This window comes from Pseudomonas sp. FP215, from assembly GCF_030687795.1.
GTDB lineage: Bacteria > Pseudomonadota > Gammaproteobacteria > Pseudomonadales > Pseudomonadaceae > Aquipseudomonas > Aquipseudomonas salmasensis.
The window spans coordinates 3107467-3131405 of sequence record NZ_CP117447.1; the positions used below are offsets into that span (position 1 = coordinate 3107467).

The 23939-nt window shown below is 62.1% G+C and carries 19 protein-coding genes; 8 read left to right on the forward strand and 11 right to left on the reverse strand.

The features are described from left to right. Positions 1–46: 46 nt before the first annotated feature. Together PSH76_RS14120 and PSH76_RS14125 are read left to right on the forward strand one after the other, a co-directional pair. A complete protein-coding gene (locus PSH76_RS14120; protein ID WP_044273644.1) occupies positions 47–955 on the forward strand; it encodes a LysR substrate-binding domain-containing protein in 909 nt (302 codons plus the stop codon). Next, positions 952–1308 carry an MmcQ/YjbR family DNA-binding protein gene (locus PSH76_RS14125; RefSeq protein ID WP_305494342.1) on the forward strand — a complete coding sequence of 119 codons (357 nt, stop codon included), beginning with the start codon at positions 952–954 and terminating at the stop codon, positions 1306–1308. The genes PSH76_RS14120 and PSH76_RS14125 overlap by 4 nt, the downstream gene beginning before the upstream one ends. On the opposite strand, the gene PSH76_RS14130 is transcribed toward PSH76_RS14125, so the two are convergent. Next, positions 1297–1680 carry a DUF1294 domain-containing protein gene (locus tag PSH76_RS14130; protein WP_032892008.1) on the reverse strand — a complete coding sequence of 128 codons (384 nt, stop codon included), beginning with the start codon at positions 1678–1680 and terminating at the stop codon, positions 1297–1299. The genes PSH76_RS14125 and PSH76_RS14130 overlap by 12 nt on opposite strands. Beyond that, positions 1677–2507 (reverse strand): undecaprenyl-diphosphate phosphatase, encoded by an 831-nt coding sequence (locus PSH76_RS14135; RefSeq protein WP_003191045.1) that lies wholly within the window; start codon positions 2505–2507, stop codon positions 1677–1679. The genes PSH76_RS14130 and PSH76_RS14135 overlap by 4 nt, the downstream gene beginning before the upstream one ends. 226 nt (positions 2508–2733) lie before the next feature. Between PSH76_RS14135 and PSH76_RS14140 the strand changes: the two genes are divergently transcribed. Beyond that, positions 2734–4368, forward strand: coding sequence for a methyl-accepting chemotaxis protein (locus tag PSH76_RS14140; protein ID WP_032892009.1), 1635 nt, complete (start codon positions 2734–2736; stop codon positions 4366–4368). Between the two features lie 47 nt (positions 4369–4415). On the opposite strand, the gene dctM is transcribed toward PSH76_RS14140, so the two are convergent. The 8 genes from dctM to PSH76_RS14180 form a co-directional block, all read right to left on the reverse strand. Next, positions 4416–5696 carry a C4-dicarboxylate TRAP transporter large permease protein DctM gene (gene dctM / locus PSH76_RS14145; protein ID WP_032892010.1) on the reverse strand — a complete coding sequence of 427 codons (1281 nt, stop codon included), beginning with the start codon at positions 5694–5696 and terminating at the stop codon, positions 4416–4418. After that, on the reverse strand, positions 5696–6328 hold the full coding sequence (locus PSH76_RS14150; RefSeq protein ID WP_032892011.1) for a TRAP transporter small permease: 633 nt from the start codon (positions 6326–6328) through the stop codon (positions 5696–5698). The genes dctM and PSH76_RS14150 overlap by 1 nt, the downstream gene beginning before the upstream one ends. A 174-nt stretch (positions 6329–6502) precedes the next feature. Beyond that, positions 6503–7486: a TRAP transporter substrate-binding protein gene (locus PSH76_RS14155; RefSeq protein ID WP_003191039.1), complete on the reverse strand. Its 984-nt coding sequence runs from the start codon at positions 7484–7486 to the stop codon at positions 6503–6505. A gap of 570 nt (positions 7487–8056) precedes the next feature. Further along, on the reverse strand, positions 8057–8872 hold the full coding sequence (locus tag PSH76_RS14160) for a CoA ester lyase (protein ID WP_305494343.1): 816 nt from the start codon (positions 8870–8872) through the stop codon (positions 8057–8059). Between the two features lie 14 nt (positions 8873–8886). Next, the gene (locus PSH76_RS14165; RefSeq protein ID WP_305494344.1) at positions 8887–10080 is read right to left on the reverse strand and encodes a CaiB/BaiF CoA-transferase family protein; all 1194 of its coding nucleotides are present in this window, start codon (positions 10078–10080) and stop codon (positions 8887–8889) included. Next, positions 10073–11440, reverse strand: coding sequence for an MmgE/PrpD family protein (locus PSH76_RS14170; RefSeq protein WP_305494345.1), 1368 nt, complete (start codon positions 11438–11440; stop codon positions 10073–10075). The genes PSH76_RS14165 and PSH76_RS14170 overlap by 8 nt, the downstream gene beginning before the upstream one ends. 11 nt (positions 11441–11451) lie before the next feature. Continuing rightward, on the reverse strand, positions 11452–12615 hold the full coding sequence (locus PSH76_RS14175) for an acyl-CoA dehydrogenase family protein (RefSeq protein WP_305494346.1): 1164 nt from the start codon (positions 12613–12615) through the stop codon (positions 11452–11454). A 28-nt stretch (positions 12616–12643) separates the two neighbouring features. Further along, positions 12644–13462, reverse strand: a complete 819-nt coding sequence (locus tag PSH76_RS14180; protein ID WP_032897449.1) for a MaoC family dehydratase N-terminal domain-containing protein — start codon at positions 13460–13462, stop codon at positions 12644–12646. A gap of 243 nt (positions 13463–13705) precedes the next feature. Here PSH76_RS14180 and PSH76_RS14185 point away from each other — a divergent pair, with 243 nt between their 5' ends. The 3 genes from PSH76_RS14185 (at position 13706) to PSH76_RS14195 (ending at position 17428) form a co-directional block, all read left to right on the forward strand. Continuing rightward, complete coding sequence (locus PSH76_RS14185; protein ID WP_057012704.1) at positions 13706–14587, forward strand: LysR family transcriptional regulator; 882 nt, start codon at positions 13706–13708, stop codon at positions 14585–14587. Between the two features lie 209 nt (positions 14588–14796). After that, positions 14797–16620 (forward strand): serine hydrolase, encoded by a 1824-nt coding sequence (locus PSH76_RS14190; protein WP_305494347.1) that lies wholly within the window; start codon positions 14797–14799, stop codon positions 16618–16620. A 16-nt stretch (positions 16621–16636) separates the two neighbouring features. After that, entirely contained in the window at positions 16637–17428 is a 792-nt protein-coding gene (locus PSH76_RS14195) for a MipA/OmpV family protein (protein WP_305494348.1), read from the forward strand. 131 nt (positions 17429–17559) lie between these two features. Here PSH76_RS14195 and ggt read toward each other — a convergent pair whose 3' ends face one another. Next, entirely contained in the window at positions 17560–19284 is a 1725-nt protein-coding gene (ggt, locus tag PSH76_RS14200) for a gamma-glutamyltransferase (protein WP_032892018.1), read from the reverse strand. A 201-nt stretch (positions 19285–19485) separates the two neighbouring features. Between ggt and PSH76_RS14205 the strand changes: the two genes are divergently transcribed. Then, positions 19486–20631: a MalY/PatB family protein gene (locus PSH76_RS14205; RefSeq protein WP_305494349.1), complete on the forward strand. Its 1146-nt coding sequence runs from the start codon at positions 19486–19488 to the stop codon at positions 20629–20631. A gap of 89 nt (positions 20632–20720) precedes the next feature. Next, positions 20721–23906, forward strand: a complete 3186-nt coding sequence (locus tag PSH76_RS14210) for a dermonecrotic toxin domain-containing protein (RefSeq protein WP_305494350.1) — start codon at positions 20721–20723, stop codon at positions 23904–23906. Positions 23907–23939: the final 33 nt, after the last annotated feature.

Genomic DNA, 23939 nt, shown 5'->3' on the forward strand with positions numbered 1-23939 from the left:
TCTGAAATGCGATAGTTTGTCCCACTGACAGGACAATAGGCCCACCATGCAAGACCTCAACGACCTCTACTATTTCGCCAAAGTCGTCGAAGCCGGCGGTTTTGCTGCCGCTGGCCGGCTACTCGGGATTCCCAAATCCAGGCTGTCACGGCGCATTGCCGAGCTGGAAGACCGCCTGGGTGCACGCCTGCTGCAACGCACCACCCGGCAACTGACCCTTACCGCCGTGGGTGAGCGCTACTTGCGCCACTGCCAGGCCATGTTGCTGGAAGCGGAAATGGCCGACGAGGCCGTGGCCAGCATGTCCAGCGAACCGCGCGGGCGGCTGCGGGTCAGTTGCCCGGTGGGCCTGGCTCAACACATCCTGCCGGAGTTGGTGGCCGGTTTTCTGGCCGCCCACCCGTTGGTGCAGTTGGACATGACCCTGGTGAACCGCCGCGTCGACCTGGTAGCCGAAGGCATTGACGTGGCACTGCGCGTGCGCGAACACGGCGATGAGGACCCGTTGCTGGTGACCAAACGCCTGCGCCGGGCGCACACCGTGCTGGTGGCCAGCCCCGCGTTCATGCGTGATCGGCAAGTCGAAACCCTGGAAGACCTCAAGCAGTTGCCCATACTCGGCGCACTCGAGGCAGACCGAATGGTGCATCAACGCATCATTGATCCCCAGGGCAATACCCATGAGCTGGTGATGGAAGCGCGCCTGGGCATCGAAGACTTTATCGTGCGCAAGGCCAGCGCCATCATGGGCGTGGGCTTTACGATACTGCCGATGATGTACTGCGAAGAAGAATTGGCCAGTGGCCGGCTGGTGCAACTGCTGCCGCAATGGTCATTGCCGGGCGGCTGGCTGCAGGCGGTGTACCCGCACCGGCGCGGTGTGCTGCCGGCCATCCGGGCCTGGATCGACTATCTGGAAGAAGGCTTCAAAGGCTGTGGAGATCGGCTGTTATGAGCATGACAGAAGAACAAGTCGCAGGTTTCTGCCTGAGCCTGCCAGGCGCACGGGAAGACTATAAATGGGGCGGCGTGAGGGTGTTTTCGATTGCCGGCAACAAGATGTTCGCCTTGCAGAACCTGCGCGGTGAATCGCTGGCCTTCAAGGTCGACAAGGAGCTGTTCCTGGGCCACGTCGACCGGCCGGGCATTCACCCGGCGCCTTACCTGGCGAGGGCGCAGTGGGTCATCATGAACACGCCCTACCCTTTGGGCGCAGAGGAACTGCGCGACCTGTTGCAGCGCTCCCACCAGTTGGTGGTGAGCAAGCTGCCCAAGCGCACGCAGATTGGCTTGCGGCTAGAGGATTGACAGCAAGGTGCCACCGAGGAACAACTGGTCCAGCCAGAACACTTGGTGCAACAGCACAATCACCCAGAACAGCACCTGGTAAGACACCTTGCGCGTCTTGTGCCGGAACACCTGCTGGGCGATCAACGCCCCCGGCCAACCGCCCGCTAGCTCCACCGCATGCAGGATGTTTTCCGGGGTGCGCCAGCCTTCAGTCTGTGCTTTGCGCTTATCGCTCCAGTACAGGAAGAACGCCACTACACTGACCACGCCGTAAGCCATCAATGGGATGACCGTTTCGCCGCGATACCACAGCAAGGCCGAGCCCAGCAGCGGCGCGGCACACAGCAGCACAAAGATCAGCGCCTTCAGGCGTGGGTGCTGGATGCTCATGGCTTGACCGCAGTCCAGTCGATCCAGCCGAATTGCCAGGTCGCCAGGATCACCAGGCCGAAGGCAATCCGGTACCAGGCAAACGCCGCATAGCTGTGGCTGGCGATGAACTTGAGCAGGGCCTTGACCGCGATCATCGCGAAGATGAACGAGGTGACAAAGCCAATGGCGAATACCGGCAGGTCCGCCGGCTGGAACAGGTCACGGTATTTATAGCCCGAGTACACCGCCGCACCGACCATGGTCGGCATCGCCAGGAAGAACGAGAACTCGGTGGCGGTCTTGCGTGACAGGCCGAACAACAGCCCGCCGATGATCGTCGCACCAGAGCGCGAGGTGCCGGGGATCATCGCCAGGCACTGGGCCAGGCCGACTTTCAGGGCGTCTTTCCAGGTGATGTCATCGACGCTCTCAGCCCGCACCGCATGTTGGCGGCGTTCAGCCCACAACATGATCACGCCGCCCACCACCAGCGCCGTGGCCACGGTGATCGGGTTGAACAGGTAGTGCTTGATCAGGTCGGCGAAGATCACCCCAAGTACCACTGCCGGCAATACGGCAATGATCAGGTTGACCGTGAAACGCCGGGCTTTGGGTTGGGTCGGCAGGCCGATGACCACGTCAAAGATCTTGCGGCGAAACTCCCAGACTACCGCCAGGATCGCGCCCAGCTGGATGATGATATTGAAGGCTTCGAAACGCTCGCCGCCAAAATTGATCAGGTCGGCGACGATGATCTGGTGGCCGGTGCTCGAGATCGGCAAGAACTCCGTAAGCCCCTCGACGATGCCGAGAATCAATGCCTGTATGGCGGTCCAAAAATCCATGCTGTCTCCAAAGGTCATGCACGGGGCATGCCTCTTAGTCTTTTTTAAGTTCACTGACGACGAGCGCACACAAGCGCCCGCGGTTGATTCTCAACGCCGGTCTGCAAAAATTCCGTGAAAAATCAGGCAGTACTCAGGTTTTTCGATTCCGGGCCGAAAGCCTATCAGACACGCCGGAAATCTCGAAGCAGCACCACAATTATAAAGAGCAGGGAGTGACAGGACGATGAACAGTTTGCGCAGCATGTCGATCAGCCGCCGCCTTTGGCTGATCCTGATAGTCGCCGTGTTGATGCTGCTGGCCTTGGGGCTGTTGATGCTCAACCAGATCCACGGCGACCTCTACCAGGCCAAGCGCCAGCAGACCCAGCACGTGGTGCAGACCGCCAGTGGCGTACTCGGGTATTACCAGAACCTGGAGAAAACCGGCGTACTGACCCGCGACGCCGCGCAACAACAGGCCTTGAGCGCGGTGCGCGGCCTGCGTTATGACCACGATGATTACTTCTGGATCAACGACCTCACCCCCGTGATGATCATGCACGCGGCCAACCCCAAGCTCGACGGCCAGAACCTTTCGGCGATTCGCGACCCGGACGGTTTCGCCGTGTTCAACGAATTCGTGAGCCTGGCCAAGGCCAAGGGCGCCGGCATCGTCAACTACCGCTGGCCGAAGCCCGGCGCCGAAGCGCCGGTAGAGAAAACCTCGTACATCCAACTGTTCGAACCCTGGGGCTGGATTATCGGCTCCGGCGTCTACGTGGACGATGTGCAGGCCGAATTCAGGGGCCAGGTGTGGAAAGCCTCGGCCATTGGCCTGGGCATTGCGTTGATGATGGCCGTGCTGGTGGTGCTGATTGCCCGCAGCATCGTGCAGCCGTTGCAGGCGGCGGTGAATGCCATGGGCAATATCGCCAGCGGCGAAAGCGACCTGACCCACAGCCTCGACACCCACGGCCGTGATGAATTGACGCAACTGGCCCAGCACTTCAATAGCTTCACCGCCAAGCTGCGCCAGGTGGTCGGCCAGTTGCAGGTGTGCGCGAACGCCCTGGGCCAGTCGTCCACCGAGCTGGGCCACAACGCCAGCCAGGCCCATGACCGCAGCCAGCAGCAATCGCAGCAGATGGAACTGGTGGCCACCGCCATCAACGAAGTCACCTACGGCGTGCAGGACGTGGCCAAGAATGCCGAGCACGCTGCCAGCGAAATGCGCGATGCCCAGGCCCAGGCACAACAGGGCCAGGTCAATATCGACGGTAGCTTGCAGCAGATCGACCAGCTCTCCACCACTATCAGCCAGGCTGTGGAGGTGATCCGCACGCTCTCCAGCGAAAGCACGCAGATCGGCGGCGTACTGGAAGTGATCCGCTCCATTGCCGACCAAACCAACCTGCTCGCCCTCAATGCCGCCATCGAAGCCGCCCGCGCCGGTGAGCAAGGCCGTGGGTTTGCGGTGGTCGCCGACGAGGTGCGCCTGCTGGCCCAGCGCACGCAGAAATCCACCGCCGAGATCCAGGTGATGATCGAGCGCCTGCAAGGCCATTCGGAAGCGGCGGTCAAGGTGATCAGCGACAGCCACAGCGCCTCGCAACTGACTATTGAACAAGCCGGCCAGGCGGGCGCAAGCCTCACCGCCATCGGCCAGGCGCTGCACAATCTCAACGGCCTGAACGCCTCGATTGCCAGCGCCACCCTGCAACAGGCCCACGTGGTGGAAGACATCAACCAGAACGTCACCCAAGCGGCCGGGCTGTCCCACAGCACCGCGCTGGCGGCGGAGCAGTCCAGCGTGGCGAGTGCGCAGTTGCGTGGCTTGAGTGAACAGCTTGATGGGCTTTTGCGTCAGTTCAAGGTCTGACGCCCCTCAACGGTGGGAGGGCTGCCCTCTCCCACCGTCCAGCGGCCTCACATCCCCAGCCACTGCGGCAGCGCGAGGGAAATGAACGGCAGGTAGGTGACCATGATCAGGAACACCAACAGGATCATCAGCCACGGCATCGCCGCACGAATGGTCTGCCCCAGGGTCAGCCCCGTCACCGCCGAGGTCACGAACAGGTTCAGCCCCACCGGCGGGTGCACCAGGCCGATTTCCATGTTCACCACCATCACGATGCCCAGGTGAATCGGATCAATACCCAGCTTCATCGCAATCGGGAAAAAGATCGGCGCCAGGATCAGCACAATGGCCGAAGGCTCCATAAAGCTGCCGGCAATCAGCAGCACCACGTTGACCATGATCAAAAAGCCAATCGGCGTCAGCCCTTCGGAGATCACCCAAGCAGTAATTTGCTGGGGGATCTGCTCGGTGGTCAGCACGTGGGCAAACAGCATGGCGTTGGCGATGATGAACATCAGCATGATCGACAATCGCCCGGATTCCAGCAGCACCTTGGGGCAGTCGCGCAGCTTCATATCCTTGTAGACGAACAGCGCGACAAACGCCGAATACACCGCCGCCACCGCCGCCGCTTCGGTCGGGGTGAACATGCCGCTGTAAATGCCCCCAAGGATGATCACCAGCAGCAACAAACCCCAGAATGCCCGGCGTGCGCAACTCAGCCACTCACGGAACGTCGCCCGGGGTTGTGCCGGCAGCTTCTTGATGCGGGCGACAATGTAGATCGCAATCATCAACATCAGGCCCAGCAGCAAGCCCGGAATCACCCCGGCCATGAACAGCTTGCCCACCGAGGTTTCGGTCGCCGCCGAATACACCACCATCACGATCGACGGCGGAATCAGAATGCCCAAGGTCCCGGCGTTACAGATGATGCCCGCCCCAAACTCCTTCGGGTAACCGGAACGCACCATGCCTGCCACGGCAATCGAGCCCACTGCCGCCACCGTGGCCGGTGACGAGCCGGACAGCGCCGCAAACAGCATGCACGCCAGCACCGCCGCAATCGCCAGGCCACCGCGGATATGCCCGACACAGGCGTTGGCAAAGTCGATCAGCCGTTGGGCCACGCCGCCGGTGGTCATGAAGGCACCGGACAACAGGAAAAACGGAATCGCCAGGAAGGTGTAGGCGTCGCTGGTTTCAAACAGCTTGATCGCCAGGGAACTCACCGAGTCCTGGCTGAACATCAGGATAGACACCGCACCGGACAGCCCCAGGGCAATCGCAATCGGCACGCCCAGGAACATGAACACGAACAACAGCAGAAACAGACAGAGCACGGCCATCAGTGACGCTCCTCATGGCTGCCGGCCAACTTGCTGGCCTCACCGGCCTCGTCGGCCAACCCCAACCCGACCTGGCGGTGGGTAAAAATGCGGTAGAAAATTTCCAGGTAGCGGATCAAGACCAAGGCAAAGCCAATGGGCACGATCACCACGATGTCGCCGACATCGATGCCGAACTGGTCGAGGTCTTCGGCGCCGATATGCGCGGTCATCACCGCACTCACCCACTTGTAGCTGGCCACCATGAACAGCCCGGCATAGGCCAGGCAGCACAGGCACGCGAGCATGCCGAGCAGGCGTTGCACCGGGCGCCGGGTCAGCCGCACCAGCGCGTCCACGCCCAGGTGGCCTGCGGTGCGCACGCCGTAGGAAATGCCGAAGAAAATCAACCAGCCGAACATGGCCTTGGTCAGCGCCACGCTCCAGGTCATCTCTTGGGCCAACGTCATGGTGCCGTCGCCCAGGGCATTGAAGAAGGGGCTGCTCCAGGCCCATTTGTCGGCCAGGTCAAAGAACAGGGTGTAGACGTTGTTGAGCATGACGTAGACGAATGTCACCAGGGTCATGGCGGCCAGCAGGAACGCAATGAAGCCTTCCTCCAGGTGCTCCCAGACGCGCCTTAGCGTTTGCATGGCAAAACCTCGCGAAAAAGGGATGGGTTATGCAAGGCACAGGGCGAAAACCGGTTCGACATGTGGGAGCGGGCTTGCTCGCGAATACAGTCTGTCAGTTGATAACACTGGTGACTGACCCACCGCTTTCGCGAGCAAGCCCGCTCCCACATTGGATCTCGGTGTGCCCTGGGATTACTGGTTGGACTGGTCCGCCGCCTTGATCAGGTCAGCCCCAATCTCGCCCTCGAACTTCTGCCACACCGGGCGCATGGCTTCGCGCCACAGCGCACGTTGCGCGGGGGTCAGTTCGATGATTTCGCTGGTCTTGGCGTCGATGATTTTCTGCTTAGCCGACTGGTTCAGCGCCTCGGCCTGCTTGTTCACCTCCACGGTGACCTCGGCCATGATCTGCTCCAGGGTGCTGCGCACATCCGGCGCCAGGCCGTTCCAGAATTTTGCGTTGGTGATCACCATGTAGTCGATCAGGCCATGGTTGGACTCGGTGAAGTACTTCTGCACTTCGTTGACCTTCTGGCTTTCATAGTTGGACCAGGTGTTCTCGGTGCCATTCACGGTGCCGGTCTGCAGGCCTTGGTAAACCTCGGCAAAGCTCATCTTGCGCGGGTTGGCACGGATCGCCTTGAACTGCTCTTCGAGCACACTGGAAGCCTGCACGCGGAACTTCAGGCCACGGGCGTCCTTGGGTTCATGCAGGGCCTTGTTGGCGGAGAGTTGCTTGAGGCCGTTGTGCCAATAGGCCAGACCGAGGATGTTCTTATCCTGCATCGAGGTCAGCAGTTGCTTGCCCTCAGCGGCCTGGAAACGGTCGACGGCGGCCAGATCGTTGAACAGGAACGGCAAGTCGTAGATCTGCACTTGCTTGGTGTAATGCTCGAACTTGGCCAGGGACGGCGCGAGCATTTGCACGTCGCCCAGCAGCAACGCTTCCATTTCCTTGCCATCGCCAAACAGCGACGAGTTCGGGTACACCTCGACCTTGACCTTGCCGGGCAGGCGCTCTTCAGCAAGTTTTTTAAACAGCAACGCGCCCTGGCCTTTAGGGGTGTTCTCGGCAACCACGTGGGCGAACTTGATCACAATCGGGTCTGCCGCCTGGGCCAGGCCCGCGGTAAACAAGGTGGCGGCGCACAGCAGCGCCCGGGAAAGCTTGAGCATGGGAATCACCTTCTTATTGTTGTGTTGTAAGGCAAGGTGCCTGATGTAACGCGTGTCGTGAATTTCGAATTTTAGATACCTGCGTTCGGCCTGGCCGAACGCGTCCAGTGTGGGAGCTGGGTTGCCTGCGATAGCCATAGGTATCTGCGCAACTTTGGCGGTTGCAACAGCAGACGGTAACCACGATGCGAAGCGAGCCGCTCTTGATCTTGCTCTGCTTTTGATCTTGATCTCAGGCGCCCCGTTAAACCACGCTGGCCGAACGCAGGCTTGAATTCGTGGGTAACCCGGCAGGACGCCGGGTTAGCCGCCCCGCGCCATGGATGGCGCGTGGCGGCGGCCCACGGATTCAAGCCTGCGTTCGGGCACACCGAGCCTAAGCGAGGTGCCGAGTGGTGGGGCAAGAGCGTTTTGCTTACTTTTGCGCTTTTCAAAAGTGAGCCGCCGTTGGGGCGGAACCCTAAGTGGCCGTTACCGCAGGAATGGATATGTACTCGGCATTACGGTGTCGACTGTGAGGCCGTCTTCGCAGGCAAGCCAGCTCCCACATTTTGTTCCCGGTTTTGTCAGTTACAGTTGCGCGGCCAGCAGCCGTTGCGCGCGCAGCAGTACCGGCGCATCCACCATCTGCCCGTCAATCTGATAAGCCCCTGCCCCATGGGCACCCGCCTCCACCACCCGCCTGGCCCAGGCCAGCTCTTCAGCGCTCGGCGCCAGCGCGGCATGGATCACCGCGACTTGCTTGGGATGAATGCACAACGCCCCGGCAAAGCCCATTTCATAAGCGTGCCGGATCGAGCGGTGCAGGCCTTCGAGGTCGTCGATGGCCGGGTGCACGCCGTCCAGCGGCGGCGCCAGGCCCGCGGCGCGCGAATGCACGATCAGCGCCAGGCGCGCCTGGTCGAGGGCCAATTCGGCCGCGCGGGAGTGACTGCTCAGGTTGAGGTCCAGCGCCAGGTCCAAGCCGCCGAACGACAGGCGTTCCACCTGGGGCGCCTGGGCAATCTGCGCCAGTGCCAGCAAACCGCGTGCGCTTTCGATAATCGGCCAGATAGCCTTGCCGGTCGCGGCCACCACCGCCACCTGGGCCGCGCTTTCGACCTTGGGCAGCAACACCCCCGCCACATTTGCATGGGCCTTGCAGAAGGCGACATCGGCAAAATGCTCGGCATGCTGGGGCGCGTTGATGCGTACCCACACCTGGGCTTCGGCATGCGCATGCAAAAATACGCCCAGATTATCCCGAGCCTGACGCTTGAGCGGCTCTTCCACCGCGTCTTCGAAATCCACAATCACTGCGTCGGCGCCGCTGGCCAGGGCCTTGGCAAACCGCTCCGGGCGGCTGCCCGGCACAAACAGCGCAGAACGTACTAATGGCTTTGGCATCACTTGATTCCTGATTAGATAACGCCGCGCTCGCGCAGGCTGTTAATGGCCTCAACGGAGTAACCCAGCTGATCGAGGATGCCTTGGCTGTGTTGCCCCAGCGCTGGCACGCCGTCCATGCGCGGGGTAAACGCAGCGTTACGCGCCGGTGGCAGCAGCGACGGCAACGGCCCCGCCGGGCTGTCGACTTCGCGCCAGCGGTCGCGGGCCTTGAGTTGTGGGTGGTCCCACACGCCTTGCATGTCGTTGACCCGCGCACTGGCAATCTGCGCGTCTTCCAGGCGCTGGATCACCGCCTCGACGTCCAGAGGGGCAAAGCGCTCCACGATGATCTGGCGCAGCACCTCACGGTTGGCCGAGCGCTTGAAGTTGGCGCTGAAGCGCTCGTCCGTGGCCAGCGACGGGCTGAGCAGCACTTTGTCGCAGAACGCCGCCCATTCGCGCTCGTTCTGCAAGCCGAGCATCACCGTGCCGCCGCCACCAGTGGGAAACGGCCCGTAAGGGTAAATCGTCGAATGCGCGGCACCCGCACGCGGTGGCGGCGGCGCGCCGTCAAAGGCGTAGTACATCGGGTAACCCATCCACTCCACCAGGCTTTCGAGCATGCTCACATCGATGCGGCTGCCCTGGCCGGTTTTGCCGCGCAGCAGCAGCGCCGACAGAATGCCGCTGTAGGCGTACATGCCGGCGGAGATGTCCGCGATGGAGCAACCGGCCTTGGCCATCTGTTCTTCACCTGGGCCACCGGTCACCGAGAGAAAGCCGCCCTCGCTCTGGATCAACAGGTCGTAGGCTTTCTTTTTCTCGTAGGGCCCGCCTTCGCCGTAGCCGGAAATATCGCAGACGATCAGCCGTGGAAAGCGCGCGTGCAGCGCCTCGAACGATAAGCCCATGCGCGCCGCCGCGCCGGGGGCAAGGTTCTGCACCAGCACATCGGCGTCGGCCAGCAGCGCATCCAGAATGGCACCCGCCTCGTCCTGCTTGAGGTCCAGGGTCAGGCTTTCCTTGGAGCGGTTGGTCCAGACGAAATGCGACGCCAGGCCACGTACCCGCTCGTCATAGCCACGGGCAAAGTCGCCGGTGCCGGGGCGCTCCACCTTGATGACCCGGGCACCCAGGTCGGCCAGTTGGCGCGTACAGAATGGCGCGGCAATCGCGTGTTCCAGGCTGACGACGGTGATGCCGTCCAGCGGTCGTTGTTCAGTCATCACAAATTCCTCCAAGCCAATGGGCCATTGACGCGGTAGTGCGCAGGTTCCATACCTGCTCGATCAGGCGGTTGGCCTGGGCCGGGGTGCGGGCGCCGCTGAAGTGGGCCAGGCGCTGGAACTTGTCCGCCAGCTCGGCACGGCTCAGGGTGTTGCCCGGGTCGCCCTTGGGTTCATCAATGGCACCGTGCAGCGTGCGGCCATCGGTGGTGGTGACGGTGACGCGGCCCAGCCAGCGTTGTGGGTAGGCGCTGTCGACTTCGGGGTCCAGGCTCATGCTGACCTTGTCGCGAAACGCCGCGACCGCAGGATCGCTCAACGCCAGCTCATGGAATTCAGGCAACCCGGCCTTGCCATGCACGGCGATCAGGCCGAGTACGGTGCCCATGGAGAATTTGGCCTGGTGCACCGTGGCTGGCACTGTCACTCGGCCGAGTACGTCGATGGCGCCTTGGTGCACGTGGGTTTGCACCTGGGAAATCTGTGCAGCGCTCAAGCCTTCACGCTGCATCACGTCCAATAGCGCATCGGCAGCGGGATGGGTGTGGCGGCAGGAGGCGTGGAACTTGAACGAGGTCTCTACCAGTGCCCAGCGGCTGCCCAGGTCGGCAGACAATTTGCCCGGCTGCGCATCACTGGACATGCCCGCCGCCAAACCCTGGTCGCCTTCAAGGATATTGCGCGCGCCGGTCAGCCCATCGGCCGTCAGGTAAGCCGCCAGCAAGCCGTCCGCCGCCGCCTTGGCCGTGTGCAGTTGCTTGGAGTCGGCGGCATCGCGCAGAAACTCCCACAGCCCGGCGGCCTGGGTGCCGGCGCTGCCGAGCAGGTTGATGAATTGCTCTTCGTTGAAGTCGAGCAACTTGCCCACCGCGACCGCCGCCGCCAGGGTGCCGACCGTGGCCGTGGTGTGGAAGATGCGGTAGTGGGAACGGCCCATGAACTCACCGATGCGAATCCCCGCCTCATAGCCGGCCACCGAGGCCAGCAACAGTTCACGGCCAGACTTGCCGAGGTCCTGGGCAGCGGCCAACGCGGCGGGAAACACCACGGTGGCCGGGTGCAGCACGGAGCTGTTGTGCAGGTCATCCTGCTCCACCAGATGTGAGGAGGCGGCGTTGACCAGGGCGGCAAAATACGCGCTGGTGCCGGTGCCGTTGACGATCACCTCGGCCGGGCCGCTGCTCGGGCCCATCTTCTGTGCGTAGCGTTCAAACAGGGGAATCGGGTGCGCGCCCTGGCTGGCCAAGGCGGACGCGAGCCAATCCAGGTACAGCTCTTCGGTGCGCGCCAGTACGTGCTCGGGCAACTGCGCGTAAGTCAGCTCAGCCAGGAATCGGCACAGGGCTTGGGTATGATGCATGCTCAAGGCCCTCAGAAGCTGCGCGGCAGTTCGAGCAAATGCTCGGCCACGTAGGACAGGATCAGGTTGGTGGAGATCGGTGCCACCTGGTACAGGCGGGTCTCGCGGAATTTACGCTCCACGTCGTACTCGCAGGCAAAGCCGAAGCCGCCGTGGGTTTGCAGGCAGGCGTTGGCCGCTTCCCAGGACGCCTTCGCCGCCAGGTACTTGGCCATGTTGGCACTGGCTCCGGCGTTCTTGCCGCTGTCGTATTCCTCACAGGCGCGCCAGCGCATCAGGTCCGCCGATTCAATCTCGATATGCGCCTCGGCAATCGGGAACTGCACGCCCTGGTTCTGCCCGATGGGCCGGCCAAACACCACACGGTCGCGGGCATAGGCGCTGGCCTTTTCAATAAACCAGCGGCCGTCACCGATGCACTCGGCGGCAATCAGGGTGCGCTCGGCATTCAGGCCATCGAGGATGTATTTGAAGCCCTTGCCCTCCTCGCCAATCAGGCTGTCCAGGGGCAGCTCCAGGTTGTCGAAGAACAGCTCGTTGGTCTCGTGGTTGACCATATTGGCAATGGGCTGCACGGTCAGGCCGTTGCCGATGGCCTGGCGCAGGTCCACCAGGAAGATCGACATGCCTTCGGATTTTTTCTGCACTTGGGCCAAGGGCGTGGTGCGTGCCAGCAGGATCATCAGGTCGGAATGCTGCACCCGCGAGATCCAGACTTTCTGACCGTTGATCACGTACTTGTCGCCGCGCTTGATCGCCGTGGTCTTGATCTTGGTGGTGTCGGTGCCGGTAGTGGGTTCGGTGACGGCCATCGACTGCAGGCGCAATTCACCACTGGCCAGCTTGGGCAGGTAGAAGCGTTTTTGCGCCTCGCTGCCGTGACGCAGCAGGGTGAACATGTTGTACATCTGGCCATGCACGGTGCCCGAGTTGCCGCCGCAGCGGTTGACTTCCTCAAGGATCACCGAGGCTTCGGCCAGGCCCAGGCCGGAACCGCCGTATTCCTCGGGGATCATCGCCGACAGCCAACCAGCGTCGGTCAGCGCCTTGACGAAGGCTTCGGGGAAGCCCTTTTCTTCATCGATCTTGCGCCAGTAAGCGGCATCGAATTCGGCGCACAAGGCACGCACGCCGTCGCGGATGGCGTTGAGTTCTTCAGTGTCATGGGCATTCATTAACGGCTCTCCGCCTGTTGTTATTGGGTTATTCGAAATGCACCTGAGCGGTCTGCGCCAGGCCTTCAGTGTTGCCGGCCCAGAGGTCTGCGACGCCGGTTGCGGTGATGCGCCCGCCCACCTCAAAAGGCTGTGGCGCAATCAGTGGGCGCACACCGCGATAGGCAAAGCGGCGCAGGGTCGCTTCGGGGTGCGCCCGGCAGAACGCACGCAGGCTCAAGGTGGCGATCAGCGGGCCATGCACCACCAGGCCGGCATAGCCTTCGGTGCCGGTGACATAGGGGTAGTCGTAATGGATGCGGTGGCCGTTGAACGTGACGGCGCTGTAGCGGAACAACAGGGTTGGCGTCGGCTCGACGGCCTCTGTCCATTCGCCTTGGGCCAGCGCGTCGCCGCTGCCCACCTTGGGTGGCGTGGGTTCGCGGTAGACGATGTCCTGCTCCTCGCGGATGGCCAGGCGCCCGTCCTGGGAATAGTCATGGCGCACGGTGACGAATAACAGTGAACCGGTGCGCCCAGTTTTTTCTTCGACCTGGGTGATGGTGGATACGCGCGTGGCCGCCTCGCCAGCCCGCAGCGAGTGCAAAAACTCAAGGCGCCCACCGGCCCACATGCGATTGCGGTTATCGGCCGGCGGCAGGAACCCGCCGCGTGCCGGGTGACCGTCGCTGCCCAGGGCCGATTCGGGCAACGGGTCCTGGAAGAAACACCATTGCCACAACGCAGGCACCGCGTCGCCATCGGCGGGCACGGCTTCACCGAACGTGGCGGCGATACGCTTGAGCAGGTTATGGCTCAGGTGGTCGTGGGCGGTCTCACTTCGGCCGATCCAATCAGTAGCGCTCATCGGGTGCAGGTCCTCAGGCAGTGGGTGACTGCCGTGGATCATGCAAGGGCCTGCCCGTTCTGAGAATTTGCATTTCAATAAACCAGCGTTCGGTTATGCTGAACGCTTACAGCCACACCGTGAACCAATGTGGGAGCTGGCTTGCTTGCGATAGCGGCGTGTCAGTGACGAAGATGCTCACTGACACACCGCTATCGCAGGCAAGCCAGCTCCCACAGGAAACCTGTTCTTCGGGAGCCTTGCATGCACTTCGATCTCGCCGACCTGCGCCTGTTTATCCATATCGCCGAATCCCCCAGCCTTACCCAGGGTGCCAAGCGCGCCTTCCTGTCGCCGGCTGCCGCCAGTGCGCGGATCAAAGCCCTGGAAGGCCAGCTCGACACGCGCCTGTTGTACCGCGACAGCCGGGGCGTGGAGATCACCCCGGCAGGCGAGCGCCTGTTGCACCATGCGCGGTTGATCATGCGCCAGGTGGATTACCTCAAAAGCGAGTTCACCCAATACGGCGTGGATTCGGCCGGGCATATCCGTATCTTCGCCAACACCACGGCGGTCACCGAGTTTTTGCCGGAAGTCCTGGCTGGCTTTCTGTCGCAGCGCCCAGGCGTCACCGTCGACCTGCAGGAACGCCTCTCCCGGGACATTGTGCGCGGTGTGCTCGATGGCACCAGTGACATGGGCATCATCGCCGGCCCCGTAGAAGCCTCCGGCCTGCAGGTGTTGCATTTCAGCACCGATGAACTGGTGCTGATGGTACCCGTCGGGCATCCGTTGGCCGACCAGCCTTCGGTGACCCTTGAGCAGACCCTGGCGTATCAGCATATCGGCCTGCATGAAGGCAGCACGCTGTTGAGTTTCCTGCGCGAACACGTCGAGCGCCTTGGCAAGCAATTGTCGCTGCGTATCCAGGTCTCGAGCTTCGAGGCGATCTGCCGGATGGTCGAGGCCGGCGTGGGCATCGGCATCATTCCCGAGTCCGCCGCCCTGCGCCACAGCCGCACCATGCAGTTGGTGACCGTAAAGCTCGACGAACCCTGGGCGATTCGCGAGCGCAGCATTCTGGTACGTGAGCTGGAAGCGCTGCCAGGAACCATTCGCGCGCTGATCGCCACGTTGATGCCCTGATTCTGTAGGAGCGAGCTTGCTCGCGAAAAACGTCAACGATAACGCGTGCTTTCTGGATAAACGCGGCGCCTGTGCGTTTTTCGCGAGCGAGCTCGCTCCTACAGTGGGCCGTTAACAGTCTTTGACAGTTTCCCGACAAAGCACTCAAAGATTCCAAGCCCCCGCCGCCCTAGCATTCCAGCATCCAAATCATCATTCGGGTGCTCTTGATGTTTCGCAGGTTGCGCGGTATTCCGCTATTGGGTTGCCTGATGGGCAGTATCGGTTGCCACTCGCAACCGCCTGTCCCGCCGCCGATTCAAAAAGGCGATTACGGCGCAATCATCCGCTACCTGCAAACCCGCATTCCCCGGGAGATGGCGCGGGACAATGTGGCAGGTTTGTCGATTGCGCTGGTCAATGGCCAGGAGCTGATCTGGGCCCGTGGCTTTGGCCTGGCTGACAAAGACCAGGGGGTGCCGGTCACGCCCAATACCGCGTTTCGCGCCGGTGGCATTTCCAAACTGCTGAGCGCCACGGCGGCGCTGCAGCTGGTGGAGCAGCACCACCTGGCGCTGGATGCGCCGATCCAGCAGACCCTGCGTGAGTTCTACGTACGTTCACGCTTTCACAGCGACCAGGCCGAGGCGGATCGAGCGATCACTTTGCGGCGCTTGCTCAGCCATCAATCCGGCTTGCCCAGCGAGCACCTGCGCGACCTGCGCAGCACTTACGCCATGGGGCAAATGCCGATGCGTGTGTCGGGTGTGTGGCTGAGCAGTCTGCCGGGGTCCCAGGTGGCGTACTCCAACCTTGGTTATTCACTGGTGGGCGCGGCCATCGAGCGCAGCAGCGGTAAAAGCTTTGAAGCCCAGTTGCAAAGCAGCCTGCTCACGCCCCTGCGAATGAACCAGTCCAGCTTCGTGGGCACCGGTGCGCAAATGGGCTTTCGCGCCCATGGTTACGAAGACGGCAAGGCCAGCACCGACGCCCAAGTGCGTGACCTCGCCGCCGGTGGCCTGTGGACCAGCCCCAAAGACCTCAGCCGCTACGTGCGCATGCTGTTTGCCAACGGCACCTACAAGGGCAGCCAGGTCCTCGGCAGCGCTTCTATCGACGCCATGTTTACCCAGCAAAACACCGGCAACGCCCTGGATTTCGACTGCCAGATCGGCCTGGGCTGGTTTCTGGCGCCCTGCGGTGACGAGCCCATCGGCCCCGGCGTGCGTACCTACCAGCACAGCGGTGGCGGCGATGACTTCGTCGCCCAATTGACCCTGCTACCGAATCAGCAGCTGGCGGTGATCATCATGGCCAACGACAGCAACGCCGAAGACATGGTGGTGTCACTGACCACCGACAGCCTGCGCCTGATGCTCCAGGCACAGACCGGCCAGCCCGTGTGCGCCGATGACTGCCAGGCCCCGAGCCACGGCCTCAAGCTGCGCCATGTGCCGGCGGCGGTGGATCGCAAGCGCCTGGCTGGTTTCTATGCGACCGCCTGGGGCGTGTTCCGCATCAGGGATGAGCATGCGCGCTTGACCGGCGAACTGGCCGGCTACGATTTCGAGCTGTTACGTGATGAGCAAGGCTGGCTGCGCGCGCAGAAAAAGATCCTCGGCTTCTGGCGCAAGGACCTGGGCGAGTTGGGCCGCGTGCAGTTGGATGTGATCCAGGTACAAGGCCGCCAAATGCTCACCGCGCGCAGCCACGGCCAACGCATTGCCATCGGTGAACGCATCGAGCCACCACCCTTGCCCGCCGCCTGGGCCAACACGGTCGGCACCTATCAGGTGCTCAGCAGCCATGAACCCGACGCGCCATTGAGTGGCATCAGCGTGCGTCAGGAGGACGGCTTCCTGGTGATTCGCGGCCAATTGCACGGCGAGCCGCTGACCGACTACATCCTGCTGCCCATCGACAACGCCCATGCGGTGCTGGCCGGCAACGGCTACGGCCTGGGCGATACCGTCAGCCGCCAGGTCAACGGCCTGAGCGCTTCGGGCTACTCGTTCAAACGCACCCATTCCCCCCACACACCCTTGAACCTCTAACCAGGAAAACACCCTGATGCACTCAAAAAACCTGTGCCTGTCATTGACCTCACTGTGCCTGCTCGCCGCCGCCGATACGGCGCTTGCCGAAGACTGGCAATACAGCCTCAAGGCCGGCATGGCCAACGCACCCCGCTACAGTGGCAGCGACGAACGTATGACGGCACCTGTACTCGGCGGCAAAATCATCAGCCCCTGGGGCGTCTTCCTCGATACTGATACGGGCCTGGGCTGGGGTTACGAAGGTAATGCCCTGAGCTTCAGCGCATACGTTGGCGCAAGCGGTTCGCGCAAGGATAAAAATGAAAGCATGCAGGCCGGCTCCAAACGCCTCAAAGGTATGGGCCAGATCAAGTCGCGTCCGCAATTGGGAGTGAGTGCCGCCTACAACCTCGACAGTGTGATCATCGGCGCCACCCTGGAACATGCGCTTGAAGAAGATAAACACAAGGAAACCGGCAAGGCTTTTACCCATCTGGAGTTGAGCCTGGGTACCCATCTGTATGAAGGCCGCTACGGCTCCATCGATGCCGCCATCAACAGCCACTTCGGTGACCGCAACTACCTGCAAACCTGGTACGGCGTGACTACCGACCAGGCCACCCGCAGCCGCTTCAAGGAATACAAGGCAAGTGCCGGCAATATCAGCAATGGCATAAACCTTTCATGGAGCGTGCCGATCAACGAACACACGCAGTTCTCGACCTTGCTGGATGTGCAATACCTGGCGGATAAAGCGGGCAAAAGCCCGATTGTGGAGCGGCGGCTCCAGGCGTCGATGTCGGGGGAGCTGCAGCACACCTTCTGATCTACCCTGCCCTCTGTAGGAGCGAGCTTGCTCGCGAAAAACCTCAACGATAACGCGTGTTTTCTGGGTAACCGCGGCGCCTGTGAGTGCTTCGCGAGCAAGCTCGCTCCTACAGAGACAATGCCAGTTCCTTAGTAACCCAACGACAAGCCCGTGTTGCGCCGCGGGTCATTGGCCCCATAGAAACGGTTGTTACCCACCGGCTTGCCCTCCAGGGAAGGCGCGCCAACCAGGATGGCGGCCAGGTGGTTGGCATCTTGCGGGCCGGCGAATTTGTGGCCCCAGCTTTCAAGGATCTTCTGGGTGTCCGGGCTGACGGCAAAGGTCTCAAGGTTGGTGGTTTCCGGCATCCATTGCTGGTGGAAGCGCGGTGCGTCCACGGCTTCCTGGATGTTCATCTTGTAGTCGATGACATTCAGGATGGTCAGCAAGGTCGCGGTGATAATGCGGCTGCCCCCCGGTGTGCCAACGACCATTACCGCCTTGCCGTCCTTGGTGACGATGGTCGGGCTCATCGAGGACAACGGCGCCTTGCCCGGTGCGATGGCGTTGGCTTCGCCCTGCACCAGCCCGTACATATTCGGTACGCCGACCTTGACGGTGAAGTCATCCATTTCATCGTTGAGAATCACCCCGGTCTTGCTGGCCATCACCCCGGCGCCAAACCAGTCGTTGAGGGTATAGGTCACCGAGACCGCGTTGCCCCACTTGTCGACGATGGAATAGTGGGTGGTGTTATTGCCTTCGTGGGGCGACACACCTGGCTTGATCGCCTGGGAGTCACCGGCCTTCTGCGGCTCGATGGCAGCGCGTAGCTTGGCCGCGTAGTTCTTGTCCAGCAGATGCTCGATGGGGTTCTTAACGAAGTCCGGATCGCCCAGGTAGCTGTTGCGGTCCACGTAGGCATGGCGCATCGCTTCGATCTGGTAGTGCAGGCCCTGGGCCGAGTGATAGCCCAGATCGGCCATCGGGTAGCCTTCGAGGATGTTCATGATCTGGCAGATCACCACACCGCCCGAGCTGGGTGGCGGCGCCGAGACCACATGGTAGCCACGGTAGTCGCACTCGATGGGGGCCAGTTCGCGGGTTTTGTAGGCGTCGAGGTCGGCCTGCGTGATGATGCCTTTGCCGGCCTGGCTGGAATCGACCACCGCCTTGGCGACCCAGCCTTTATAGAAGCCGTCGGTGCCCTTGGCCGAGATTTCCTTAAGGGTCTTGGCCAGGTCCTTCTGCACCAGCTTCTGGCCCACCTGCATCGGTTTGCCGTTATGCAGGAAGATCCCGCGCATGTCCTGGTCTTTTTCGAACTCACCGGTGGCGGTGTGCAACAGGTCGATATCGCCCTGCTCCAGCGCAAAGCCGTTTTCCGCCAGCTTGATCGCCGGGGCAATCACTTGCGCGCGCTTGAGGGTGCCGTACTTGCTCAGGGCCAGCTCCATGCCAGACACCGTGCCCGGTACGCCGACCGCCAAATGGCCTTTGGCGCTGAGGCCTTCGACCACATTGCCGGCCTTGTCGAGGTACATGTCGGCCGTCGCCGCCAGCGGGGCTTTTTCGCGGAAGTCGAGGAAGGTCTTGCGCCCGTCCGCCAGTTGCACGGTCATGAAACCACCGCCGCCCAGGTTGCCCGCCGCCGGATACACCACCGCCAGTGCGTAACCTACCGCCACCGCCGCATCGACCGCGTTGCCGCCGGCCTTGAGCACATCGACACCCACGTGGGTTGCCAGGTGCTGGGCCGTGACCACCATGCCATTTTCACCCGCAACCGGGGCTTGGGAAGCTGCGTGCACACCGTTGACCGTCAAGACCAGCGCGGTCGCAATCAAAGTGTGACTGAAGGGTTGGTATTTCATCCATGGCTACTCTGATTATTGAGATGCACCAAAATAGCTCCTAGCCGATTCAATCCCCAGCGCAATGGCGTTTTTATTACAGAACTTGTCGGTCATGGAACGCACACCGCTGCGCAAGGCGGCAATCAGCTCTGGCCTATAAAATTAATGGCGCTAAAATCGGCGCCATTCTTTTACCGCCGCCCTGATACGAGCCTGTCCATGAGCTTTGATTTCGACACGATCCACCCACGCTTCGATACCGGCAGTACCAAGTGGAGCCGTTACCCGCAAGACGTCCTGCCGATGTGGATCGCCGACATGGACATCGCCGCGCCGCCCGCCATCTTGCAAGCCCTGCACGCGCGCCTCGACCAGCAGATTCTCGGCTACAGCCTGGCCGGCCCGGACGTGCGCGACGCGATCGTTGCCGACTTGTGGGCCAAGTACGCCTGGCGCGTACAGCCTGAAGAACTGCTGTTTCTGCCCGGCGTCGAGCCTGGCTTCAATATGGCCCTGCACGCTTTCGTCCAGCCCGGCCAGGCGGTGGTACTGCAAACCCCCAACTATCGGCCGATTCGCCTGGCGCCCGGCAACTGGAACCTGCCACGCATCGAAGTACCGTTCCACTTGATCGATGGCGAGTACCGCACACCGCTGCCGGCCATGCGCCAAGCCTTGAGCGGGGCCGGGGCGCTGTTGCTGAGCAACCCGCACAACCCCATCGGCAAGGTGTTTGCCCGTGAAGAGCTGCTGGCGGTGGCCAATGCCTGCCTGGACACCGGCGCATTGATCATCAGCGACGAAATCCACGCCGAGCTGTGCTTCGACGGCCGTCGCCACATCCCCACCGCCAGCCTCAGCCCCGAGATCGCCCAGCGCACCATCACGCTGATGTCAGCGAGCAAGGCGTATAACGTGGCCGGCTTGAAGACCTGCTTCGCCGTGGTCCAGAACGCCGAGGTGCGCGAGCGTTTCAATCAGGCGCGCTGCGGCATGGTCGACAGCGTCAGCCCCCTGGGCCTGGAAGCTACCCGCGCCGCCTACAGCGAATGCACCGAGTGGCTCAGCGCGCTGGTGCAGTACCTGCAAGCCAACCGCGACTACCTGCTCGACGCGGTAGAAACCCGCCTGCCCGGCGTGGTGATGCATGCGCCACAGGGTACCTTCCTGGCGTGGCTCGATTGCAGCGCCCTGGGTCTTGATGACCCGCAGCAGTTCTTTCTGGAGCAGGCCAAGGTGGGCCTGAGCGCTGGGATCGAATTTGGCGATGACAGCCAGCAATTCGTGCGCCTGAACTTCGGTTGCCCACGGGCGATGCTGGAGGAAGGCGTGCAGCGCATGCAGATCAGCTTACAAAACCGCTGACGTCGGTCGGAACCGCACGGGAGATTTTCCGCACATACCGGGCTTAGCTGCCCGCTGTGCCATTGAAATTCTCCCGGAGCCGCCCGTCGATGATTCTGCCGCCACGCCCACTCCCCCTCATTGCCTGGGATTTCAAACCCATCGCCGGCGATACCCCGCAGGTCTTGCCGGCCTACTCGGTGGAGCCTCTGCAACCGCCACGCAAACCGGCGTTGAGGCAAAACCGCAGTACATCGGTAGACCACCAGAAAGCCCTCTACCGGCAGCTGTTGCAGGCCACGCACACTGCGCTGCCCAGGGTGCGCGACGAAGCCAAGCAATGGGCCGAGGCGCTGGTGTTCAAGTTGACCGGGCGCAAGGTCGATGCCGACACCATCTTCCTCAATCGCTTCCAGCAAGCACAAAGTGCCAATACCGTCACCGACTGGGAACATCTGGGGGAAGAACCCACGGTTTCCCAGGCACTGCCGGACGCGTTGTTGAGCAACTTCAGCGAACACGACGCACTGCCCGGCGTGCTTGACCAACAGGCCGGCCTGTACACGGTCGGCCGCGGGCAAAGTACCCAAGGCGGCTATGGCGCCCATAACCAGTTTGCGCTGGCGCCTTCCCAGCTGATGCATGAAAGCTGGAAAACCGACTTTCAGGCACACATGACTCAAAAGCTCGAACGCTTCTGGCGCGACCATGGCGATGACTACCGCACCGCCTTGAAAGGTGAGTTCATTTATCAGGCCCGTAAACAGCTCAAGGCCTACGAGCGCGCCTCACCCGCCGAACGCCTGAACATGCCGGCCGAGCAGCGCTTTACCCGCGATGATTACCGCCTGGTGATGGGCGCCGCCGCCAACCTGCCCCTGGATGAAAACCAAGCCCTGAGCGTCGAACAACTACGAGCGACAGCGCCGGTAGAAGGCCGCACACGGGTTCACGTGTTTGACATCAACGGGCGCCCCGCTCACGACATCCTGCGTTTCACCGCCACTGACTACGGCAGCCACGGGCAATTACGTGATCGTCGAGACGGCGTGCAAGTCCTGTATATGCCGGGGCACAAGCCCGCTTTCCTGCGCTTTGATTCCCTGGACGCGATGGACCAATGGGTGGCCGAGCAAGGCCGACATGCCGAGACGCGCAAGGCGCTGCAATCGCACTTCGCCCTCAGGGACCGACAAGACAGCGACTTGGGGTTCTGGAGCGATTTCAAATCCTTCATCACTGGCGATTCGCGCTCGAACAAAGGCGCGGACAGCGCCATTCGCTACTTGGCCAGCGGCTACTGGGACACCCTGGAAGGGACCGTTATCGACAGCGCCAATGTGCGCATTCACGGCGACGTGTTCAGCGTGATCAAAGACGCCACCCGCGAACGCATGTCCCGCGATGCAGACGTCATGATCAAGTCCAACAGCGAGGTCACCCGCGATACCTGGCTTAACGATTTGACCGTAGCCGCAGGCCTGGCGGCCAAGTTCGCAGTGATTGGCGAGCCGGTCGTGGTCGGTGTCGCGGCCGCCGCCGGCCTTGTAGAAGCCGAAGTGGGTGTCGAGCAATCGATCACGGGTGACACGCAGGCCGAGCGCAAACACGGCAGCACTGCCGCACTGGATGGCGCGCTCAATGAGCTGTTTGCCATCGTGGGCGGTACCGTGAAGGAGCCTGCTTTTGAGCAACCGGCCACGATCCCCCTGACCCGGCAGCTGTTCAGCGACGGCCGGCAGGCAATGGTCATCGAACACCCGTTGAGCCCCAGTGCCTATACCCTGCCGCGCGCCAATGGCTATGACCTGGTGGACCGTGGTCGGGTGTATCGCTACCTCAATACAAGACCTGGCGAGCTGACCGACCTGCAAGCAGCAGAACACGCCAAGCCCTTGGAGGGCTTTGAGGCGCTTTGCCCTGCGCCCGCTGCGAGTGGGCGGGTGCGACGCGGCATCCAGGACGAGTGTTTCGTTAAACTTATCTCCGACCTGCCCAAACCCCAAGAACGCCTGCAGGCCCTGGAGCACGTGCGGTTGTTCCCGTCCAAGGCCGGGCTGTTCACGCGCGAGCGCACGGTGGTCTATGAAAAACGCCTGCACACAATAGTCAAAGGCGACACCGGGCTCCAATTGGTGCCCGTCGCCAACGGCGAACGCATCACTTACAAGGCGCACGTGCACGGCCAGCTCATTGACGACCCCGATTTCGGCTTTTACACAAGCGATAGCGCCGGCACGCTTGCTAACGATACTCGGGTGGTCAAACTCGGCAGCATCACCAACGCCAGCAATGATCAGCGCCAGCTCAGAGGCGTGGTCGTCACCAGCGCCAGCCAGCGCTACCTGGTGGTAGAGGCTGACACTGCCGAGTTCTATTACGCACCACTGGATAAAACGCAAACCCGGGATATCAGGTTCAAGAAATGCGGGCCTCTAGAGATGAGCCTTGCGCAAGGGTATCGCCAGTTTCTGAGTACCAACCATGCTGTACAGGCCCTTAAGGCCGACTTCGTCGCGCTGGCTCCGCTCAAAAAAGCCTTCAAGCAACTGCAGCGCTCAGGTTTTAGCAAAGCCGACATCGACGAATTGAAGCGCCACTGCAAGGGCATGAACCCTGAGCAGCAGCGCGAAGTGGTGTACCGGCTGCAGCAAGCCAACGCCATCGTGAAACCGGATGTGGCCTTGCGCCCCCATCGTGTTTCACCGTTGCCTGGCAACCAGGTGCATCCGGCCGCAGACCTGGCCAGGGCCGACGCGGCCAGGCTTACCCTGGGCTGGTTGCGGCGCACCGCCAAGCTGAAAGCCGCCAATACCGTGCAGGTGGCGATGGGTGAAGCCACGACACTCACGAGCGGCAACGACGTGCTCTCCACCCGCAGCCTGACCGACTGCTCGGCCATTGCGGTGCTCACCGACTGGGACGGTGCACGTTACCAGACCCGTACGCTGATGCACCTGACCGGCAGCAACCTGGAGTTGGGACTGCGGGGCGGCAATACCCAAGCGTTGCTGGATCGATTGAACGCATCACTGAACAAAGGTGGGCGGGTCATCCTGGTAGGCGGGGTCAATTCAGATTCGCTGCAAGGCATGACCACCACCATCGGGCAATCGTTGCAGGGCGAACAACCGCTCAGGACACTGCTTCAAGCACGGCCCGGCGTCAGCGTCACGCTGGCCAGCTCCCTGGGCATCACGCTGAATGCTGATGGCACGTTCGAGCTGATCGAGGGAACGGGCAAAGGTGTCATGCCCGAGGATCAGGTCAGGGAAATTTTCAATCGAGTTGACTGAGGGCACTGCCCCACGCCTTTCCCTGACCCTGTT

Excerpts from the sequence above, each read along its gene's own strand:
- PSH76_RS14120 (WP_044273644.1), top strand. The coding sequence starts at position 47 with ATGCAAGACCTCAACGACCTCTACTATTTCGCCAAAGTCGTCGAAGCC.
- PSH76_RS14125 (WP_305494342.1), top strand. The coding sequence starts at position 952 with ATGAGCATGACAGAAGAACAAGTCGCAGGTTTCTGCCTGAGCCTGCCA.
- PSH76_RS14130 (WP_032892008.1), bottom strand. The coding sequence starts at position 1,680 with ATGAGCATCCAGCACCCACGCCTGAAGGCGCTGATCTTTGTGCTGCTG.
- PSH76_RS14135 (WP_003191045.1), bottom strand. The coding sequence starts at position 2,507 with ATGGATTTTTGGACCGCCATACAGGCATTGATTCTCGGCATCGTCGAG.
- PSH76_RS14140 (WP_032892009.1), top strand. The coding sequence starts at position 2,734 with ATGAACAGTTTGCGCAGCATGTCGATCAGCCGCCGCCTTTGGCTGATC.
- dctM (WP_032892010.1), bottom strand. The coding sequence starts at position 5,696 with ATGGCCGTGCTCTGTCTGTTTCTGCTGTTGTTCGTGTTCATGTTCCTG.
- PSH76_RS14150 (WP_032892011.1), bottom strand. The coding sequence starts at position 6,328 with ATGCAAACGCTAAGGCGCGTCTGGGAGCACCTGGAGGAAGGCTTCATT.
- PSH76_RS14155 (WP_003191039.1), bottom strand. The coding sequence starts at position 7,486 with ATGCTCAAGCTTTCCCGGGCGCTGCTGTGCGCCGCCACCTTGTTTACC.
- PSH76_RS14160 (WP_305494343.1), bottom strand. The coding sequence starts at position 8,872 with ATGCCAAAGCCATTAGTACGTTCTGCGCTGTTTGTGCCGGGCAGCCGC.
- PSH76_RS14165 (WP_305494344.1), bottom strand. The coding sequence starts at position 10,080 with ATGACTGAACAACGACCGCTGGACGGCATCACCGTCGTCAGCCTGGAA.
- PSH76_RS14170 (WP_305494345.1), bottom strand. The coding sequence starts at position 11,440 with ATGCATCATACCCAAGCCCTGTGCCGATTCCTGGCTGAGCTGACTTAC.
- PSH76_RS14175 (WP_305494346.1), bottom strand. The coding sequence starts at position 12,615 with ATGAATGCCCATGACACTGAAGAACTCAACGCCATCCGCGACGGCGTG.
- PSH76_RS14180 (WP_032897449.1), bottom strand. The coding sequence starts at position 13,462 with ATGAGCGCTACTGATTGGATCGGCCGAAGTGAGACCGCCCACGACCAC.
- PSH76_RS14185 (WP_057012704.1), top strand. The coding sequence starts at position 13,706 with ATGCACTTCGATCTCGCCGACCTGCGCCTGTTTATCCATATCGCCGAA.
- PSH76_RS14190 (WP_305494347.1), top strand. The coding sequence starts at position 14,797 with ATGTTTCGCAGGTTGCGCGGTATTCCGCTATTGGGTTGCCTGATGGGC.
- PSH76_RS14195 (WP_305494348.1), top strand. The coding sequence starts at position 16,637 with ATGCACTCAAAAAACCTGTGCCTGTCATTGACCTCACTGTGCCTGCTC.
- ggt (WP_032892018.1), bottom strand. The coding sequence starts at position 19,284 with ATGAAATACCAACCCTTCAGTCACACTTTGATTGCGACCGCGCTGGTC.
- PSH76_RS14205 (WP_305494349.1), top strand. The coding sequence starts at position 19,486 with ATGAGCTTTGATTTCGACACGATCCACCCACGCTTCGATACCGGCAGT.
- PSH76_RS14210 (WP_305494350.1), top strand. The coding sequence starts at position 20,721 with ATGATTCTGCCGCCACGCCCACTCCCCCTCATTGCCTGGGATTTCAAA.